General features: G+C 58.1%; 19 protein-coding genes. 12 read left to right on the forward strand and 7 right to left on the reverse strand.

What is annotated here, in order from left to right; genetic code table 11:
* Positions 1-15: 15 nt before the first annotated feature.
* Entirely contained in the window at positions 16-693 is a 678-nt protein-coding gene (locus YBN1229_RS05560; RefSeq protein WP_076605287.1) for an SH3 domain-containing protein, read from the reverse strand.
* Positions 694-950: 257 nt separating this feature from the next.
* Here YBN1229_RS05560 and YBN1229_RS05565 point away from each other — a divergent pair, with 257 nt between their 5' ends.
* Entirely contained in the window at positions 951-1,583 is a 633-nt protein-coding gene (locus tag YBN1229_RS05565; RefSeq protein WP_052743727.1) for a COG3650 family protein, read from the forward strand.
* Between the two features lie 6 nt (positions 1,584-1,589).
* Here the strand turns inward: YBN1229_RS05565 and YBN1229_RS05570 are convergent, their stop codons facing one another.
* Complete coding sequence (locus tag YBN1229_RS05570; protein ID WP_046477313.1) at positions 1,590-2,534, reverse strand: LysR family transcriptional regulator; 945 nt, start codon at positions 2,532-2,534, stop codon at positions 1,590-1,592.
* Positions 2,535-2,654: 120 nt separating this feature from the next.
* Between YBN1229_RS05570 and YBN1229_RS05575 the strand changes: the two genes are divergently transcribed.
* Both YBN1229_RS05575 and zigA read left to right on the forward strand, forming a co-directional pair.
* Positions 2,655-2,990: a hypothetical protein gene (locus YBN1229_RS05575; protein ID WP_046477314.1), complete on the forward strand. Its 336-nt coding sequence runs from the start codon at positions 2,655-2,657 to the stop codon at positions 2,988-2,990.
* A 569-nt stretch (positions 2,991-3,559) separates the two neighbouring features.
* Entirely contained in the window at positions 3,560-4,804 is a 1,245-nt protein-coding gene (gene zigA / locus YBN1229_RS05580) for a zinc metallochaperone GTPase ZigA (RefSeq protein WP_046480024.1), read from the forward strand.
* Positions 4,805-4,920: 116 nt separating this feature from the next.
* Here the strand turns inward: zigA and YBN1229_RS05585 are convergent, their stop codons facing one another.
* Positions 4,921-5,307, reverse strand: a complete 387-nt coding sequence (locus tag YBN1229_RS05585; RefSeq protein ID WP_046477315.1) for a hypothetical protein — start codon at positions 5,305-5,307, stop codon at positions 4,921-4,923.
* A gap of 179 nt (positions 5,308-5,486) precedes the next feature.
* Between YBN1229_RS05585 and YBN1229_RS05590 the strand changes: the two genes are divergently transcribed.
* Complete coding sequence (locus tag YBN1229_RS05590; protein WP_046477316.1) at positions 5,487-5,879, forward strand: hypothetical protein; 393 nt, start codon at positions 5,487-5,489, stop codon at positions 5,877-5,879.
* Between the two features lie 9 nt (positions 5,880-5,888).
* Here the strand turns inward: YBN1229_RS05590 and YBN1229_RS05595 are convergent, their stop codons facing one another.
* Positions 5,889-7,883 carry a PhoX family protein gene (locus tag YBN1229_RS05595; RefSeq protein ID WP_046477317.1) on the reverse strand — a complete coding sequence of 665 codons (1,995 nt, stop codon included), beginning with the start codon at positions 7,881-7,883 and terminating at the stop codon, positions 5,889-5,891.
* Between the two features lie 207 nt (positions 7,884-8,090).
* Between YBN1229_RS05595 and YBN1229_RS05600 the strand changes: the two genes are divergently transcribed.
* The 5 genes from YBN1229_RS05600 to ada all read left to right on the forward strand — a co-directional run bounded on the left by YBN1229_RS05600 (position 8,091) and on the right by ada (position 13,161).
* Positions 8,091-8,570: a DUF3617 domain-containing protein gene (locus YBN1229_RS05600; protein WP_082101034.1), complete on the forward strand. Its 480-nt coding sequence runs from the start codon at positions 8,091-8,093 to the stop codon at positions 8,568-8,570.
* A 59-nt stretch (positions 8,571-8,629) separates the two neighbouring features.
* Positions 8,630-9,631, forward strand: coding sequence for an NADPH-dependent aldehyde reductase Ahr (gene ahr / locus YBN1229_RS05605; protein WP_046477318.1), 1,002 nt, complete (start codon positions 8,630-8,632; stop codon positions 9,629-9,631).
* Positions 9,632-9,787: 156 nt separating this feature from the next.
* Positions 9,788-10,357: a hypothetical protein gene (locus YBN1229_RS05610; RefSeq protein ID WP_046477319.1), complete on the forward strand. Its 570-nt coding sequence runs from the start codon at positions 9,788-9,790 to the stop codon at positions 10,355-10,357.
* 187 nt (positions 10,358-10,544) lie between these two features.
* Positions 10,545-11,975 (forward strand): short-chain fatty acid transporter, encoded by a 1,431-nt coding sequence (locus YBN1229_RS05615; RefSeq protein WP_046477320.1) that lies wholly within the window; start codon positions 10,545-10,547, stop codon positions 11,973-11,975.
* A gap of 106 nt (positions 11,976-12,081) precedes the next feature.
* A complete protein-coding gene (gene ada / locus YBN1229_RS05620) occupies positions 12,082-13,161 on the forward strand; it encodes a bifunctional DNA-binding transcriptional regulator/O6-methylguanine-DNA methyltransferase Ada (protein ID WP_046480026.1) in 1,080 nt (359 codons plus the stop codon).
* Between the two features lie 56 nt (positions 13,162-13,217).
* On the opposite strand, the gene YBN1229_RS05625 is transcribed toward ada, so the two are convergent.
* Positions 13,218-13,523, reverse strand: a complete 306-nt coding sequence (locus tag YBN1229_RS05625; RefSeq protein WP_046477321.1) for a hypothetical protein — start codon at positions 13,521-13,523, stop codon at positions 13,218-13,220.
* A 267-nt stretch (positions 13,524-13,790) separates the two neighbouring features.
* Entirely contained in the window at positions 13,791-14,156 is a 366-nt protein-coding gene (locus YBN1229_RS05630; RefSeq protein ID WP_046477322.1) for a hypothetical protein, read from the reverse strand.
* Between the two features lie 240 nt (positions 14,157-14,396).
* Here YBN1229_RS05630 and YBN1229_RS05635 point away from each other — a divergent pair, with 240 nt between their 5' ends.
* The gene (locus YBN1229_RS05635; protein ID WP_046477323.1) at positions 14,397-15,512 is read left to right on the forward strand and encodes a DUF1236 domain-containing protein; all 1,116 of its coding nucleotides are present in this window, start codon (positions 14,397-14,399) and stop codon (positions 15,510-15,512) included.
* Between the two features lie 53 nt (positions 15,513-15,565).
* Here YBN1229_RS05635 and YBN1229_RS19340 read toward each other — a convergent pair whose 3' ends face one another.
* Entirely contained in the window at positions 15,566-15,985 is a 420-nt protein-coding gene (locus tag YBN1229_RS19340) for a PilZ domain-containing protein (RefSeq protein WP_052743728.1), read from the reverse strand.
* Positions 15,986-16,395: 410 nt separating this feature from the next.
* Here YBN1229_RS19340 and YBN1229_RS05645 point away from each other — a divergent pair, with 410 nt between their 5' ends.
* Both YBN1229_RS05645 and YBN1229_RS05650 read left to right on the forward strand, forming a co-directional pair.
* Positions 16,396-17,055: a response regulator transcription factor gene (locus YBN1229_RS05645; protein ID WP_046477324.1), complete on the forward strand. Its 660-nt coding sequence runs from the start codon at positions 16,396-16,398 to the stop codon at positions 17,053-17,055.
* A 278-nt stretch (positions 17,056-17,333) separates the two neighbouring features.
* A complete protein-coding gene (locus YBN1229_RS05650; RefSeq protein WP_046477325.1) occupies positions 17,334-17,597 on the forward strand; it encodes a hypothetical protein in 264 nt (87 codons plus the stop codon).

Consider the following 17,597-nt stretch of genomic DNA (forward strand, 5'->3'; position numbering starts at 1 on the left):
CACATCTTGCACCAATCAGTGGCGATCATGCCGGTGGTCGCGCCGGTCATCCCGACGATCGTCCCGTCTGTTATCCCTCCGATCGCGTCGATCGTCACGGCGATCCTGTCTGTACTCTTGTCTTGCATTGCGGCGATGACGTCGAGCCTCCTGGCGTATCTCGCGGGACGGGCGTTTCCAGCCGTGATGTGGTGGCGGGCGCAGCCCCGAAGGAGCGCGGTAGTTCTTGCGCCACCACCCCGCATTGCGTCTGCCGGAAGGCGGCCGATGCCAGTCGCGGCGTGGGCGGACATGGTGGGCATACCAGCGCGCGCGCTCGCTATACCAGGGACGACCGACATAGTAGCGATCCCAGTAGCTTCGCGCGGCAAAGGTGACGAACGGGACGTGGTAAGCGGCAGGTCCAACGTCGAGAAGCGACACGTAGCCACCGGGGCCATCGAAGGCGAGATATTCGCTGAACACCCACCCCCGATCGCCGTCCCAGAGGACTTCGCACCAGGATTCATCATCCAGACACCCCATGATTTCAACGTCATCCCCCTCGGGGATCACGTCGATGGCGGGAAAGTCGATGTCAGGACCAGTCCTGAGGTTCACGTTAGCCGTAGAAAAGCCCGGTGCCGCCTGGGCTGCGGCGGAAGCAAGCACCATCAGAGCGGCGGCGGCGCCGATCAGCTTCAGTATTCTCATTTTTATTCCCTCGATGGGTCGGGTGAAACGAGCCGTTTTTCCCGCAGATTGGGAAAAAACGAAACCACGCAATCGTGACGCTATCACGACGCAGAGGGTGTCCTGGCCGTGAAGCCGAGGTCGGCTGCGTGCGGACAACCGCGCGACAAAATAAGAACGTAAGACGTGAGGAGTTCCGTCGTTTTATCCCGCTTGAGCCGATGCGACAAAGCGTGTCACGATTTGCCGCGAATAACCTAGCCCAATGAGAGACGCAAATGGCCAAGTCACCTGTCTTTTCCGTTTTCACCGTTTGTGCGCTCATCGTCGCGTGGTCGTGCGACACGGCCTGGGCTTTCGAAAGCTACAAGGTCGCTGGTGTCGCTAAGGGCGACAGCCTCACGGTTCGCGAAGAGCCTTTTGATGGCGGCAAGCCGTCGGAGTGGAAAGAGGTCGGACGTATCCCGGCTGATGCAACTGATGTGCTTGGAACAGGCCGCTCGAAGCGCGTCGAGGACCAGCGCTGGTTGGAGGTGTCCTTCGGAACGACAGGTGGTTGGGTGAACGCCAAGTTCCTGGAAGGCGCTGATGGATTTCCCGATCTCAAGGGCGAAACGTTTCGCTGTTCGGGAACGGAGCCGTTCTGGGGCGTTACGCTGGGCCCTAACGGAGGCGAATATTCCACGCCAGAGTCGCGGACCAAGCTCACCACGGACCGCGTTCAACCCGCCGTGGGGCGCCCATTCCCCTTGCTCTACCGGCTAACCGACGCCAACGGACGAAAGGTCAGAGCTACGGTCTCCCATCAGAATTGGTGCTCCGACGGGATGTCGGATTACGACTACACTTTCCAGGTTCTGCTCTCGGACGACGACAACCTCCACGAAGGCTGCTGCGTTATCGAGAGGTAGGCCCCTCTACCCCGTCAAATCCGCCTCGGCTTCCTGGCTGACTTTCACGATCGTATTCCGAAGCCAGACATGACCGGGATCGCTGTCGTAGGACGCATGCCACAGCAGCGAGGTTGTCAGCACCGGGAGCTCAATCGGCGGCGGGCTGAGCGTCAGCCCCAGCTCTTTCGCGAAATAGCGCGCCAGCCGCGCGTGCATGGTCGTGATGACAGGAGAGCTGGCAACGAGCATCGGCACGGCGACGAAGCGCGGCGTCACCACGGCGATCTTCCGTGAAAGCCCGAGCTTTTCCAGAACATCGTCGACAACACCGCGTTCGCCCCTGCGCAGGCTCGTCAGGATATGCGGCAGCCGCACATAGTCTTCGAGCGAGATCGGCAGCTTGAGATCGACTTTGCCCGCATTGAACATGCACAAGTAGGAATCCGTCGAGAGGACGCGCCGCTTGTGATGGACTTGCCCCTCCGGGAAGGTGCCGATGCCGATCCCGAGGTCGATGTGGTCCGCGTCCAGCTCATCCAGGATACGCCGCTCGTCTGTCGAGTAGAAACGGAAGCGGATGCCGGGTGCTTCTGCGCAGACGTGCGCGAGCAGTTTCGGGCCGACGAGCACCTCCACACTGTCTGGAAGCCCGACGCGAAAGACCCGCTCGGCAGTACGCGGGTCGAAGTCTTCCGGCCGATTGACGAGAGATTCGATATTGGCGAGCACGATCCGCACCGGATCGACCAACGCAAGCGCGCGGGGCGTCGGTTGCATGCCGTCCGCACTCCGCGTCAACAGCTCATCGTCGAACAGCTTTCGTAGGCGCGCGAGATTGTGACTCATGGCCGATTGACCAAGCCCCACCCGCGCTGCCGCCTTGGTGACGCTCCGCTCCGCCATCAGGGCATCGAAGGCGACCAGCAAATTGAGGTCGATACGACTTAAATTGATGTGATCGATGGCCAATATCAATCCAATCTGTTTGATTAATTCAGCCCCTCATACCATTCTCTGGTCCAGACGGAAAGGCGCCAATGCCCTTCCAACAGAACAAGTGCCAACCCAAACCAACCAGGAGAATGGAAGATGAAAAAGTTCACCCTTGCGTTCGCCGCATTCGTCGTTGCTGCAACCTCTGCATTGGCCGCTCAAGCGGATGTCCTCACGCCTGCGTTCGGTCGCACGATCGATCTCGCCGGTGTCAACGGGGTCGCCTACTACACGGTCAAGAAGGAAGGTTTCCACGTCGTTGCGACGTTGGCCAATCCCGAGAGCCAGTCGGTTCGTTTCGAGGCTGTGCTGGCGCCAGGTCAGTCGGTGATCGTGTCTTCGCCGAATGCCTACGGTGAGGCCCCGACCAAGGTGGAGATCAGCCGCCAGAACGACGACGTCCACGTCGAGCGCCTGCCGGTCACGAACTAAGTGCGGAAAGCACCACCAGACAGAGACGCTAAGCCTGAAAGCCCGGGGACGCGACGAACAGTCCCCGGCCTGTTTGGACCGGTTCGGCTCAGTTAAGCGGCCATCTCCGCAAATGACTCGGACCGTTTGCAACGCGCGCCAGAGTGCTTCCGGAAAAGTGGGCACCGGTTTTCCGGTAAGAAGCACGACAATGAGCCCCGCGCCGCAAACGCGCGAAGATGGCCCGCCGATGCCTTCGTTCCCCTTGGGCATCGGTTGCGGAGTGGGGGCGCCTCCCTCCCCACTCCGCCTACTTCCTTTAGCCATCTTGATCAGGTGCTGCCCCACGCACGCCGCAAGCCGCTAAGCGTGGCGGTTATCGCGACGCCGCGACCCAAACTTCCCCGCCGCACGCTCCCGCCGCATTACCGCATCCACTCACACCGCGCATCAGCACCCCATTCAAACCAACGGCCCTTGACGGATGTTATAACATCCGCAATAAGCTTAGGTAGTGCGCCAGCGATGTCGTGCGCGTCCACTTCGAACTCGCGTTGAAAAGAATGAGGGCTGCCTTGGATCAGAAGCTTATGACCTATCTCGACGAAGACGCCGCCACGCCGGATAAGCGCTTGCCCGTCACGGTGCTGTCGGGATTTCTCGGCGCCGGCAAAACGACCCTGCTCAATCATGTGTTGAACAATCGCGAGGGCCTGAAGGTCGCCGTCATCGTCAATGATATGAGCGAGGTCAACATCGACGCGGAACTTGTCTCCAAAGGCGGCGCGAACCTCTCCCGCACGGACGAGACACTCGTCGAGATGTCGAACGGCTGCATTTGCTGCACGTTGCGAGAAGACCTTCTGAGCGAAGTGCGCCGCCTCGCCGATGAAGGGCGTTTCGAGTATCTGCTGATCGAATCCACGGGGATCGCCGAGCCGCTTCCTGTCGCAACGACGTTCGAATTCCGCGACGAAGACGGCGCGAGCTTAGCTGATATCGCCCGGCTGGACACGATGGTGACTGTCGTCGATGCGGCGAACCTGCTGAAGGATTACGCGTCGCAAGACTTTCTCGCCGACCGGGGTGAAACGGCAGGCGAGGACGACGAGCGCCCGCTCGTGAGTCTACTGGTTGAACAGATCGAGTTCGCCGACGTCGTGGTCTTGAACAAAACCGATATCGCTGAGCCGCATCAGATCGAGGCCGCGCGTTCGATCGTGCGGGCGCTCAATGCCGATGCCCGTCTGATCGAAACGAGCCAAGGCCAGGTCGCGTTGGGCGATATCCTCGATACAGGCCTCTTTTCGTTTGAAGCAGCGCACCACCACCCGACCTGGTTCCGGGAGTTGAATGGCTTCCGCGATCATCAGCCCGAAACGGAAGAGTACGGCATATCGAGCTTCGTCTACCGGGCACGAGGTCCCTTCGACCCGGCAAAGCTGCACGCGTTCATGAACAAATCCTGGCCCGGCGTCGTGCGCGCCAAGGGCTTCTTCTGGCTCGCCACGCGCCCCGCTTGGGTCGGCGAGCTATCCCAGGCAGGCGCCCTCGTGCGCCACGAGGCGGTCGGATACTGGTGGGCGGCCGTACCCAAGGAGCGTTGGCCAGCAGACGACGAGCTTGTGGCACGGATCAACAAGGGATGGCACCGCCTCTGGGGAGACCGCCGACAGGAGCTGGTGTTCATTGGCACCCGCGAGATGGACAAGGATGCGCTGACGGCGGAACTCAACGCATGTCTGCTGCCGCTTCCCCGGGAAGGCACCGTCGACACAAATCGCTGGCGCGACCTCGAAGACCCGTTTCCGGTATGGCGCCGCGACGCCGCCTAGAGTGCTTCCGGAAAAGTGGGAACCGGTTTTCGGTGAGAAGTGCCACCACAAAAGAATTTCGGGCTTTCCGCGATTCAACGAAAAGCGGAAAGTCTCTGGGGACGGTCTGTCGGCACTCAGAGCCAGCCAAACCCATAGCCCGCGAGATACAACCCCAGAACAACGGACACGAGGCCGCCGATGGCATAGCCCGTTGGGTTTCTTAGGGCGCGCAGAAATTTCGCGAACATTGCGTCTGGCAGGAACAGGTACGTCGTCGCTTCGATAACGGCGAGCCACCCGCAAACCGTGATGAGGATGGCGGGCGGCGACGACCAGTCATTGTGCGAGACGACAAGAAACAGGCCGGCCAGAAGCTCGACCATCGACAACACGAGCCGCGTCAGGCGCTGTTCGATGAAGGTATCGATCACCGAAATGAAATAGTGCCTGCGCACAACGACGGCGGCGCCGACGATGATCATGAATATGCCGAGGACCTTGGCGAGAAGAACGGTAAGCATAGCAACTTATAACTGGGTATTGGCCCCGTCCGCGTCAAATTCGAAGGGCTGTTCATCGCATCATTTCTCCACTCGCCCACCATAACCCAGATGCGATATGAACGAGCCACGCCGACCCAGCGGCCCAGACCGGAACACACGGGGGACGGCGGCAGAAGGCTGCAGGGAGAGTGGGAAAAATGCGTGGGTTCGGGAAAGCGTTTTTTGCAACGGCGTTAGTCTACGGTGTGCTCGGAATTTTGCTGGGCCTTCACATGGCCATGTCCAAAAACCACGGCCAGTTACCAACACATGCTCATATTCTCGTCATTGGATGGGTGAGCTTCGCGATTTTTGGTTTGTTTTATTGCGCTCACGGCCACGCAGTTCCAAAGCTTCTGGCGACACTGCACTTCTGGCTGGCCGAAATCTCATTCGCAGCCCTCGTCGTCGGCCTCTGGCTTCTTTACGAAGGGTACGGGCAATACGAGCCCATCGCAGCCGTCTCCTCCCTCGGCTACGCCGCCTCGTTCCTGATTTTCGTCATCGCCGCGATCTGCGGGATGCGAGCGTCCCCAGCCAGTACCGCTTAACCGCAGCGCCTACCCCGCAATCTTCCCGCCGCCCTTCTTCGTGATCGCCACGATGGAGGGGCGCGGCGGCAGGTTGGGATCGAAGTCGGGCCAGCGCGTCGCCGGATCGTCGAAGGTGGACGCGCGTCCGAACGCCTTCCAGCTTTCACCGTCTTCGCCGGGGTGCTGAACCGCGACGAAAAAGGTCTCGACGTCGGGCGTCGCTTCCGGACCGCATAGCTCGGCGCCGACGGGGCAGCGGAAGAACAATTTCGACGTGCCGCGCAACGCGCCCTCGGTCTCAACCGCATAAAGACCGTCGGTCCGGCCGGTGCTGTCCTCGGCCTGGCCGTCCGTACCAACCCACAGGCGCCCCTTGGCATCCACGCATACGGTGTCCGGCATACCGAGCCAGCCGTCGCGCGTGGTCGCCGGATTGAAGGTGGCGCCAATCTCAGCAATCGCGGGATCCCCACACTTGATGAGGATCTCCCATTTGAACGTCGTGGACGTGTGGTCATCGCCGTCCGGGTGCATTTCGATGATATGCCCGAAGGCGTTCTTCGCACGCGGGTTCGCCGGGTTGACGTCTTCGGGCTTGCGGCGCGTGTTGTTCGTCAACATCACGTAGACCTTGTGGGTCTGCGGGGTGACGTCCGTACCTTCCGGGCGATCCATCTTCGTCGCGCCCAACAGGTCCGCCGCACGCCGCGTTTCGATCAGAACGTCGGCCTGGGAGGCAAAGCCGTTGGCGTCCGTCAGCGGCCCTTCGCCATAAATGAGCGGCAGCCACTCACCCGTACCATCGGCGTCATAGCGCGCGACGTAGAGTGTGCCCGCGTCGAGCAGATCCTTATTCGCCGCGCGGTCGTCGCTGTTGACGGCACCCTGCGTGATAAACTTGTAAACGTAGTCAAAGCGCTGGTCATCACCCTGATAGATTGCGAGGCGGCCATCCTTGTTGACGACGCTGGCGGCACCCTCATGCTTGAAGCGTCCGATGGCCGTGCGCTTCTTCGGCACCGAATTGGGATCAAGCGGATCAATCTCGACGACCCAGCCGAAGCGGTTCGGCTCGTTGGGCTCTTTGCTCACGTCGAAACGGTCGTAGTACTGGCCCCAGTTATACCAGCGACCCGCAACGCCATAGCGTTTGGCATTCCGGGCTTCCGGGTGATCGTCCGAGTAGTCGCCCCAGAAGTAGCCGTTGAAATTCTCTTCGCACGTCAGCCATGTGCCCCACGGCGTAACGCCGCCCGCACAGTTGTTCAGCATGCCGCGAACCTTGCGGCCTTCCGCGTCGTAGGATGTCTTCATCCGGTCCGAACCGGCTGCGGGACCACTGATGGTCATCTCGGTTTCCGGGGTGATACGCCGCGCGTATTTTGAATCCGGCACGACCGACCATGTGCCGTTCTCTTTGCGGATTTCGAGGACCGAGCCGCCATGCGCCATCATTTCGATGTCGACCAGCTCTTTCGTCATCTGGCCGAACGCCGCGTCCTTATCCTGCTTGGGCAGGCCCGGAAACATCAGCTCTTCGTTGGTGAACTCATGGTTCACGACGAGGAGGCCGTGCGTCGAAGGGTTCTCAGCGTCGGGCAGCGGAATGTAGCCGAGGTAGTCGTTATTGTAGCCGAACTGCTTTGCCTGAGCGTCGGCGGATTGTTTCTGCGGATCGAAATCCGGTGCACCGGAAAGCACGGGGTCGCCCCAGCGGATCAGGATCTGCGCGTCGTAGCCGTTAGCGACGTGATGCTTGTCGTCGACACCGGCGGTGACTTCCGGGAAGTCGAACACTGGTGCTGCGCCTTCCGCGCGTGCTGCCGAGGCCGCCGCGAGAGCCAATGGCGAAACCGTAGCCGTGATCGCGGTGACGGCGAGCGCCCCGCGCATGATGTCGCGACGGCTGTAGCGCTGGGCGATCACGTCACCCAGCGTCGGGTTCGCGCTTTCGTTGCGTCCGACGTTCTCTGCTTCTTCGTAAGCCTGTGAACGCGTCATCGCAGGATCAATCTCGCCCATGGTCTCGCCCGTCCTCAACACTGATGGCATGAGCGCATTTCTAGAAAGCTTCTATGACAGTGCGACAACAGCCGCTCTACGCCGGAGACAAAGCCTGGGGAAGTTTCCTAACATACAAGCAAGGCGGACTTTGAAAGCAAGAAACAGGTTGCCGTTTCTGAGGGCTGGCGCACCAGTTCCTTGAAATGAACCAACAGGGCAGCAGGTATGAAAACGCGGTACAAGTTGGTGCAATCCGTCTTCTGGGTGACGTTGATCTTGGAGGCGTTCCTGTTCGGTCCGGCCTGCGCATTGGACCTTGGTCTTGCATCAGGCTCTTATGACGTGACCGTGCGTCTTGAGTTGCCGCATCTGGATACCGGCGCCGCGACCAAGGTCACGCGGTTGTGCGTTGAGGCAGCGGGCGAGAACCTCACTCTTGGCCTGGGCGTCTTGAGCGATAATAATCCGCTGGCCAAATGTCCGCACACGAAAATAAATTCAAGCGACAGTGGCGCCTTACGGTTCGACATCGTCTGTCCGGGCACAAACAGAGGACAAGCTTCTGCAACGTTTGACCTTCGCGGAGACCGGTTCGAGGGGCGTATCACCATGAAGATGGGCGGCAAGAACATGACAATGACCGAGGTTCAGAGCGGCCATCGCGTTGGTCCGTGCCCTGCCGCTGCTCAGGAACTTTCAAAATAACTGACCGTTGAGCCTGCGGCGAACACGGGCAGCGCGACCACATCTATGGAGTATTTCGCATGATCAAGGCTTGGGCTGTAAGCGCGCCGAAGGAGAAGCTCGTACCCTACGAATACGATCCAGGCGAACTCGGGCCCGAAGAAGTCGAAATCGCCGTCGAGCACTGTGGCATCTGCCATTCCGATCTGTCGATGATGCACAATGAGTGGGGCATCTCCAGTTATCCCGTCGTGCCGGGCCATGAAGTCATCGGCAAAATCACGAATATGGGCCCACTCGCGAAAGGCCTGTCCGTAGGGCAACGCGTCGGTGTCGGCTGGATGGCGGGAAGTTGCATGCATTGCAATCCCTGTATCGGCGGAGATCAAAATCTCTGCCCAACCGGTGAAGGCACGATTGTCGGCCGTCATGGAGGCTTCGCGGATCGCGTCCGCGTACAATGGCCTTGGGCGATCCCGTTGCCGGCCGGGCTCGATCCGGCCGAGGCAGGTCCGCTCATGTGCGGCGGCGTCACCGTCTACACGCCGTTTGAGCAATTCGAGATCATGTCTCGCGATCGCGTCGGTGTCGTCGGCATCGGCGGCCTGGGGCATCTTGCCGTGAAGTTCGCGAATGCATGGGGATGCGAAGTCACCGCCTTCACCTCAACGGACTCGAAGGCGGATGAAGCGCGCGCATTCGGCGCCCATAACGTCGTCAATTCTCGCGATGATGCGGCTCTGGCGTCCGTCGCCAATTCGCTCGACCTGCTCATCGTGACGGTGAACGTACCGCTCAACTGGCGGGCGATGATCAACACGTTGGGCCCCAAGGGTCGCCTGCACGTCGTCGGCGCAGTCCTGAAGCCGATCCCGGTTATCGCGATGGAACTCATTATGCAGCAACGCAGCGTGTCGGGCTCGCCAAACGGGTCTCCAATCACGATGCGCAACATGGTCGATTTCGCCGCCCGCCATAACGTCCTGCCAAAGACGGAACACTTCCCGATCGCGAAGGTCAACGAGGCCATGGCGCACCTCGAAGCCGGCAAAGCGCGCTATCGGATTGTGCTGGATATGTGAGGCCCCATCAGTCGATGCCCGTCTGGGAAACCGCGGTCTGCGCGATGAGGGTGGAGTCACAAAGCTGCCACAATGTTCCCCATTTGTTCGCAATGGTTTCCTGGTGGCAATCGCTCGGCCAATATTTTTAGCAGCAATAATCTGAGAGACTAACCAATGTATTACGGACAGCCGCTCTTTACAGGAGAATATATCAGTGATCATTTTGATTATAAAAAACGCGAATTACTCAATCAGGCTCAGCACTTAATTGAAGATAATAACTCAGAGATGACCGAAGACCAGCTTGCAAACAAGATAATTTCTCACGCAAGCATGAAGCCGCTAGCTATTGATTTCGATGACGTAGATAAAGCAATAACTCCGGCAAAAATTTTTGTAAGAGATTATGAGAGATCAGTTGAGATAGATGGCGTGCAAGTAGTTTTTACTTATCCATTTAAAGGAGATAGTTGCCTATTTCGCATTCAGCCCACGACTAAATCATCGCCACTACATGGGATTGTTTCGAATGGCTCAGTGTCGATAGGCGTAAAATGTCACAATGACATTGAAGAAATTAGGCGGGAAATGAAGGCTCAGAATGGTTTATTGAGGAAGTATGTGGAATGGCAACGCGCAGATATCGAGAGATATAATGAGTCTTTGAGAAATTATGTTTCGGACGTTGTTCGCGAGAAGCAAAAATACGTTGACGGTATCAAGCGATTAAAAGACCAATTGTGATTTGTTATGCGCAAAGGCTTGAACTCGGGCTGAAATTATTCAGCGCGAAGAAATTTCGCTAGTCCACAAGTCCGATACTATGGCGTAATATACAACGCTACCCGACACGGGGCATGCTGCGCGCGGAATCGAACGCCGCGCCAGCGCATTCATTCCAATCGGATCTGCCTCTCGAAAGAAGCTCTCCATGGCCGTGACTGATGACGCCTCGCCGCGCGAGGACGGTTGGCTTGCGCGGACTGCGCTGAAATTTACCGCATGGGCCGAACGCTGGTTTCCAGATGCCTTTGTGTTTGTCGGTCTCGCCGTTGCCATCGTTGCGCTTGCCGCTTTGCTCAATGGGGCGCCCCCACTCGTCGTCGCGAAGTCGTTCGGGGACGGGTTCTGGAGCCTCGTTCTCTTCACGATGCAGTTGGCCGTGATGATGATCGGCGGCTACGTGCTCGCCGTCGCGCCGCCGGTGGAACGCGGTATCGAATGGCTCGCCAGCATCCCGAGGACAGGACGCGGGGCGGTGGTGTTTATCGGCGCCGTCGCGATGCTGGTCTCCATGCTGAATTGGGCGATGAGTTTGATCTTCGGCGCATTGCTGGCGCGTGCCTGCGCGCGGCGAACAGACATTCATATGGATTACAGGGCTGCCGGCGCGGCAGCATACCTCGGCGTTGGCGCCACCTGGGCATTCGGTATCGGTTCGGCCGCTGCACAGTTTCAAGCAAATCCCACAGGTCTGCCGGCCTCGATCCTGAACGTCACGGGCATCATCCCGCTGACGCAAACGATCTTCCTCTGGCAGTCGCTCCTCACCGGTGCACTCTTCTTCATTATGTCGATTGCGATTGCCTGGTGGTCGGTGCCCTCCAGAGGGTCGACGCTGAGGGCGCAAGATATGGGCGTTGATGTCTCGCTCGACGCGCGCGATCTGGACCCGCCGTCGCGCCCCGGTGAGTGGTTGGAGTATTCGCCGATCCTGACGATAGCGCTCGTTGCACTGGGCGGGATGTGGCTCGTTCAGGAATTCGCGACGCGCGGCCTCATCGGCGGGATTTCGAACCTCAATACCTATAACTTCATTTTCATCATGATGGGCCTGCTGCTGCACTGGCGTCCGCGCAGCTTTTTAGCAGCCGTTCAAAAGTCGGTGCCGTCAGTCGGTGGCGTCCTCGTTCAGTTTCCTTTCTATGGTGGCATTGCCGCCATTCTGACGAACGCGACGAATGCGGCAGGTGTCAGCGTAACCGATCAGATGGCGCATGCATTCGCCAGTCTGGCGACACAGTCGACGTACACCATCGTCATGGGACTTTATTCCATCATTCTTGGCCTCTTCATTCCGGCAGGCGGAGCGAGATGGATCTTAGCTGCCTCCCACGTCATGCAGGCTGCGAACGATTTGAAGGTGCACCTCGGCTGGGCGGTTCAGGCCTTTAATGCGGTCACCATGTCAAATCTGATAAACCCATTCTTCATGCTGCCGCTGCTCGGCGTTCTCCGGCTGAAACCGCGCGATATCGTGGGCTACACATTTCTGCAGTTTCTCTGGCACGTCCCCATCGGGCTCTTCCTATTTTGGCTGTTCGCTCACACGCTGACATACATGCCGCCCGTAATGCCGTAGAGGCGCTTCTGGATTTGAAAGCAAGGATCGGGGTGCGTGGTCGTTGGCGCGGGACTAAGTTTCACGCAAGAGTGCAACTGAACCGATGGACTTTCAGGCTGTTTCTATGCCCCGGACCCGTACTAGGAATGATGCCGCACGCGCGGCCCAAGACGCCCAACGCTGGGCATCCGTGGTCGCGAAGGACAAGACAGCGGATGGCCAGTTCTATACCGCCGTGGCGACGACCGGCATTTATTGTCGGCCGTCGTGCGCCGCCCGCCGCCCCAAACGTGAGAACGTCACGTTCTACGATACGTGCGCTGAGGCAGAAGCCGCGGGATACCGGCCGTGCAAGCGTTGCAAGCCGAATGAGTTGGTGCCGGGCGCACAACACGCGGCGAAGGTTGCCGAAGCCTGTCGTTTGATCATGGAAGCTGAAGTCGTGCCAAAGCTGGATGACCTGGCGCATGCGGTCGGGCTAAGCCCCTTTCATTTTCATCGGCTGTTCAAGTCCATCGTCGGCGTTACGCCCAAGGCCTACGCCACGGCAACGCGTCAGCAGCGGGTCCGTGAGAAGTTGGGAAGGAGCACGAGCGTGACGGAAGCGATTTACGATGCAGGCTACAACTCTAATGGTCGTTTCTATGCAACGGCGACAGACATCCTGGGCATGACCCCAACGGACTACCGGGGCGGTGGAGCGAACGCCGAGATTAAATTTGCAGTGGCCCAATGCTCTCTCGGGGCGATCCTCGTTGCTGCGAGTGGCAAAGGAGTATGCGCGATCTTCCTAGGTGATGATCCTAACGAACTCGTACGCGAGGTGCAGGATCGCTTTCCGAACGCAAGCCTGATCGGAGGGGACAGAGAGTTTGAAAAGCTCGTCGCACACGTCGTCGGCTTCGTCGAGACGCCTCATGCCGAATGGGATTTGCCGCTGGATGTTCGCGGAACTGCTTTTCAGCATCGTGTCTGGCAAGCATTGCGCGCGATACCACCCGGTGAAACGGTCAGCTATGCGGAACTCGCCCGGCGCATGGGAGAGCCCAAAGCCGTACGCGCGGTCGCAGGCGCGTGCGCAGCTAACCACGTCGCGGTGGCGATACCCTGTCACCGCGTTGTGCGGACGGATGGGAACCTATCGGGATACCGATGGGGTGTAGAACGCAAACGTACCCTCATCGAACGAGAAAAGATTAAGTAGCGTGTTCGCGCATGAATTGGCGACTTAGGCGCACACGCTACTCAAAATCCGATCGATCACCAGCGAGGCCCCGTGTCAGGCGGATCCTCACGGGCGTCGAGGCACCGAGCGCCATCCCAATAATGGTATTCGCCGCAGCTCGCAGGCCGCGCGGCTACCCAGCCATAAACGCGGGTTGGACCCGGGCCGGGAACCTCGACGACGGCAGCTGGCGGGGGAGGTGGAACTTCGACGATTTCGTAAGGGGGAGGATAATCGTCGTACGCGTCATAAACGATGGCATCTTGCGCACTCGCTGCGCTTGCGGTGAGCGCCAGACCGAATGCTGCCGCTGCGATGGGACTGAATAGTGTATTTCGCATCTACGCCTCCTACTGGTGCGGATGCGATTAACGTGCCCGGCTAATGTTTTGTTCCGTAAGCCCCTTTTATTATTCCGAGGGCTGCATGGGAAAAGAATGTAATATGAGAAAATAATCCCAACGTTTTTTTTAATCAGGTCTTCGGGCGATGATATGCGTCGTCAGCGCACGAATGTAAGTTGCCTGTTGTTGTACGCCATAGCACCGAAAGAATCTGACGTGTTTGTACGGAGGCCGCACAAGAAGCGCGCAGCCTCCAGAAAAAAATTAATCCGCGACCCCTGGATTCGGGGGATCGACGCGAGCGTCTAGGCAGCGAGAGCCATTCCAATACTGGTATTCTCCACAACCAGGAGCAGGGCCTCTCGAAACCCAGCCGTAAACACGTGTTCCTGGCAAAGGAGCTGGGTACTCGACGTACCCAGAATAGCCCGTGCCCGCCGGGGGCACATTGGCGACGTCGCCTTGTCCAGTTGTCGGTGGATCTCGTGGTGTATCCCTGCCGTAATCGTAAATCGTATCGCTGTCGTAGTAAGTATCGTTGATAATAACGCCTTGTGCTTTTGCGCTTGAAATTGCCGCCATGAGTGCGATGACCGCCACGGCCGCAGACTTAAATCCAAAACGTATCATGTACGCCTCCATTGGATTGCGACCCCCTCACGGAACGCGGTTTGGCGGGTTATGTTCCTTCTTGTTTGTCAATTTATTTCATGGAATTACGTGGCGAAGTGAACATCAGCGCACGCACTACTATTTCGCGGAACTCGGCCATTCGAAGTGAATTAATTGAAGCGAGAGGGGCCCGCATAAAAAATATGCGAAGCCCTTTTTAATTCCGATCAAATGGAAACGAATCCAAGGAGATGTTTCATGAAACCAGTACATATAGCGTTGTCAGCCGTGCTGATGCTTGGTGGCATGAGTGCTGCCTATGCGCAGGAAGGGCCAGCACAGAACAAGGAGCGGCCAGCGCAAGAGCAAAGAAGCCAAGCACAAGAACGCGGTGCGGAGCGTGGCAATGCCCCGGAGAGGGCTGAACGAGGACAGTCAGAGACTAAAGGTCGCCGTGCCGCCGACGAGAGTTCATCGCGCAAGGACCGCGAAGATTCGAAGCAAGCGAAGCAGCGTCAATCGAAAGACGAGGATTCGGCGGATAACCGCAGAAACGATGATCGAGCGTCCAAGAAGAGCGCATCGGACAACGACAAGTCTCGTGAAAAAACGCGATCAAGCTCCAAGGAAGACAACGACAAGTCGGAACGAAAATCAGCGGATCGTTCGGACGAAAAGGCTGATCGCGACGATAGCAAACGCGCGTCGAAGAAAAATGATGACAGTGAGCGTCGCGCCCAGAAACAAGACGACGATAAAGCCGACAAGGGTGAGAAACGCGCTGACACCAAGTCTGACCGCGGCGAAAAAAAGGCTGCAAACGTTGAGCTTCAGGGTGAGAAGAAAGACCGCGTGCGCACGGCCTTCCGCGACCGCTCTGATGTAAAGGAGCATACTGACGTCGACATCGATATCTCGATCGGCCGACAGATGCCGCGCGACTGGCACTACTATCCGGTCCCCACAGCGGTTGTTGCCATCGTTCCTGAGTACCGGGGCTACGAGTACGTCTACGTGGACGATCGCTATGTCATCGTAGAGCCGGATACCTATGACGTTGTGGCTGTCATCGACTCGTCTGGCAACCGCACCTATGCAAGCGGTGGTGGTTCGGGTCGCTGTTCGCAAGACATTACTCTGAGTGCCGATGACCGAGCCTATCTGCTGAGGTCGGTGCAAATGCGTAATGAGGTGAATGTGGGAGGCGTATCTATCGGTTGGGACGTTCCGTCCTCCGTTGAGCTGAGAACGTTTCCCGATCCGGTCCTTAAGCGCGTGTCGCGATTAGGGTCCTGCCGCTATTTCATCGTCGATGACCAGATTGCAATTGTAGATCCGAATGAGCATCAGGTTGTCGTGTTGATTCAGGACTAACAGATATATGATGCCGAGGAGCGAGCCGGCGGCAGTCGGCTCGCTTTTTTCTCTCAGTCGAGAACGAAATTGAGCTGAGACAGGCGGGATCGATTGCGAAACCACGATAATCGTCGTGGCGATCCGACGAACTTAATTCCCAGATGTGCGTCTTCGCGCCGAACGACTGCGCAGCGAACGCTGAAATCATCCGCCTCAATCATGAGGCCGAACCTATCGGGTACACTTGAGGGATTGCCAAGTTTTAAGCGAGCGCCATTGTCTGAAATATCGACGACAAAGCATGCCGTCTGTACACCGTCTTCAGTAACGATGGTGGCACGTTTGAGCGTCGAGCGCCTACCGAACCTTCGGCGCTCTGCGGATCGGCCAGCATCCCGTCCGTCTGAGTTCCCCAAGTTGGCGCCCTTTGCTTCGTTCCTGAGCAGTCCTGATAGCTCGTATATTAATGATAAAAAAAGAACGTAACGCATGACATAAGTAGCGAGGATCCCATGATAATCCTTATCTTATGCCGTGGGCGCACCACCTCGTCAGGCATTTATGTACGCTGACGAGGAATAGGCTACCCCCAACCGCGAAGAGATACGGACAGAGCCTCTGAAAATCAGAACTATGGTAAGAGAAGTATGAACTTTCCGTTGAGCGTGTCGCATCAGGAAAGGTTCAATCTCTACCTATAACCTAATACACTGGTTAAGGCCGCAGCCCTCCGAGTGCCCCAGTATTGCCTGGAGGGAGATAGCAAGTTCGATCGTCTTCAACCAGGAAACTTGGCAGCGGGTAAGTCCAACGGCCAATGTTGAAGCGCAGGGAGCGGCGAAGTGACGATGGAAAAGCGGTTCAATGAAGAAGGCGAGCTGTCGACAAAGGAACGGCGTGTATGAATGAAGTGGCCCCACTAGCCGGTCCGAATGTCACCGCTGGTGGCGAAAACCCGATATGCGTGCTGATTGCCGACAAAAATCCCGTCGTTCGTGCCGGCCTTCGTGATTACATCGCCAAGGATGGTCGCTTCCAAGTGACGGAGATTGTCAGCGGCGGTAATGCTTTTCTTGCCAGCTGCGAAACGAAACCAGCCACGATCGGCGTCATTGGCTGGGGACTTCCCGACATGTCTGGAGCTGATGTGCTTCGGGCCGTGCGGCGCCGTAAACTGCCGATCCGTTGTGTGGTGTATACGGGCGACAGCAATCCGTCAGTGCTGCGTCAAGCTGTAATGCTTGGCGCTTGGGGGTTCATATCAAAGTCTGAAGACCCCTCGGTTTTGCTAGATACGCTAGCCAGTGTTGCTCGAGGACGTTTGAGCCTGCCCTATGTCGATATCGGCGCTCTGTCTGATGATCCACTTGAGGGGCTCACCACGCGCGAGCATGAACTTCTGCGTGCCCTGGCGAACGGGCTAACGAATGAACAGATCGCAAGTCGCATTGGCATCTCGCAGAACACCGTCAAATATCACCTCAAGAACCTGTACGATAAGCTGGGCGTCAAGAACCGTGCGATGGCGGTGGCCCTATCGTTGTCGAATCCGGAGCGCTGACCCACCCGTTCGAGTAGGTGGAAAACCACCCATATGGGTCAAAAAAAGCGTCGCCAACCGGCGGTGCTTTTTTGCCCGCCCGGGTGTTGCAGCCGTACAAGCGAACGCCGATAGTGACTGCGCCGACTAATAACCGTTAGGGAAACGCGACCTCGTATCTTCGGCAGGTGCGAGTAGAGTCGCGATATAAATGATAAGCAGACCTGCCCTTCTTGGCACTCCGCGAAAATCAACAAAACCCTGACAACGTACGGAAACCAGCTGGGAGGAAACGGCTGATGCTTATCCAACCGCACCTGTTCATTTCTGATCGGGTTTGGCTCGCGATGGACATCCGCCGGGAGGACATGCCTTCACATCTCAGCACTTTGGAAAAAAACATATCTGGCGGCGCGCGGTGCGCCGTGGAAATGACTTTGCGCGCTCGCGGCGTTAAGATTGAGCCTGGCTCGGGAACAGGTGCCGCGGCAGATCACTTCCGCGAAATCGCAGTGAAATCGGCTGCAAGCCGCGATCAGGTTAGCCTAATGCTGGCAAGCTGA

The organism is Candidatus Filomicrobium marinum (assembly GCF_000981545.1).
GTDB lineage: Bacteria > Pseudomonadota > Alphaproteobacteria > Rhizobiales > Hyphomicrobiaceae > Filomicrobium > Filomicrobium insigne.

What these genes read in the sequence shown, in the direction of transcription:
- YBN1229_RS05560 (WP_076605287.1), bottom strand. Translation starts at nt 693, where the DNA reads ATGAGAATACTGAAGCTGATCGGCGCCGCCGCCGCTCTGATGGTGCTT.
- YBN1229_RS05565 (WP_052743727.1), top strand. Translation starts at nt 951, where the DNA reads ATGGCCAAGTCACCTGTCTTTTCCGTTTTCACCGTTTGTGCGCTCATC.
- YBN1229_RS05575 (WP_046477314.1), top strand. Translation starts at nt 2,655, where the DNA reads ATGAAAAAGTTCACCCTTGCGTTCGCCGCATTCGTCGTTGCTGCAACC.
- zigA (WP_046480024.1), top strand. Translation starts at nt 3,560, where the DNA reads ATGACCTATCTCGACGAAGACGCCGCCACGCCGGATAAGCGCTTGCCC.
- YBN1229_RS05585 (WP_046477315.1), bottom strand. Translation starts at nt 5,307, where the DNA reads ATGCTTACCGTTCTTCTCGCCAAGGTCCTCGGCATATTCATGATCATC.
- YBN1229_RS05590 (WP_046477316.1), top strand. Translation starts at nt 5,487, where the DNA reads ATGCGTGGGTTCGGGAAAGCGTTTTTTGCAACGGCGTTAGTCTACGGT.
- YBN1229_RS05595 (WP_046477317.1), bottom strand. Translation starts at nt 7,883, where the DNA reads ATGGGCGAGATTGATCCTGCGATGACGCGTTCACAGGCTTACGAAGAA.
- YBN1229_RS05600 (WP_082101034.1), top strand. Translation starts at nt 8,091, where the DNA reads ATGAAAACGCGGTACAAGTTGGTGCAATCCGTCTTCTGGGTGACGTTG.
- ahr (WP_046477318.1), top strand. Translation starts at nt 8,630, where the DNA reads ATGATCAAGGCTTGGGCTGTAAGCGCGCCGAAGGAGAAGCTCGTACCC.
- YBN1229_RS05610 (WP_046477319.1), top strand. Translation starts at nt 9,788, where the DNA reads ATGTATTACGGACAGCCGCTCTTTACAGGAGAATATATCAGTGATCAT.
- YBN1229_RS05615 (WP_046477320.1), top strand. Translation starts at nt 10,545, where the DNA reads ATGGCCGTGACTGATGACGCCTCGCCGCGCGAGGACGGTTGGCTTGCG.
- ada (WP_046480026.1), top strand. Translation starts at nt 12,082, where the DNA reads ATGCCCCGGACCCGTACTAGGAATGATGCCGCACGCGCGGCCCAAGAC.
- YBN1229_RS05625 (WP_046477321.1), bottom strand. Translation starts at nt 13,523, where the DNA reads ATGCGAAATACACTATTCAGTCCCATCGCAGCGGCAGCATTCGGTCTG.
- YBN1229_RS05630 (WP_046477322.1), bottom strand. Translation starts at nt 14,156, where the DNA reads ATGATACGTTTTGGATTTAAGTCTGCGGCCGTGGCGGTCATCGCACTC.
- YBN1229_RS05635 (WP_046477323.1), top strand. Translation starts at nt 14,397, where the DNA reads ATGAAACCAGTACATATAGCGTTGTCAGCCGTGCTGATGCTTGGTGGC.
- YBN1229_RS19340 (WP_052743728.1), bottom strand. Translation starts at nt 15,985, where the DNA reads ATGCGTTACGTTCTTTTTTTATCATTAATATACGAGCTATCAGGACTG.
- YBN1229_RS05645 (WP_046477324.1), top strand. Translation starts at nt 16,396, where the DNA reads ATGAATGAAGTGGCCCCACTAGCCGGTCCGAATGTCACCGCTGGTGGC.
- YBN1229_RS05650 (WP_046477325.1), top strand. Translation starts at nt 17,334, where the DNA reads ATGCTTATCCAACCGCACCTGTTCATTTCTGATCGGGTTTGGCTCGCG.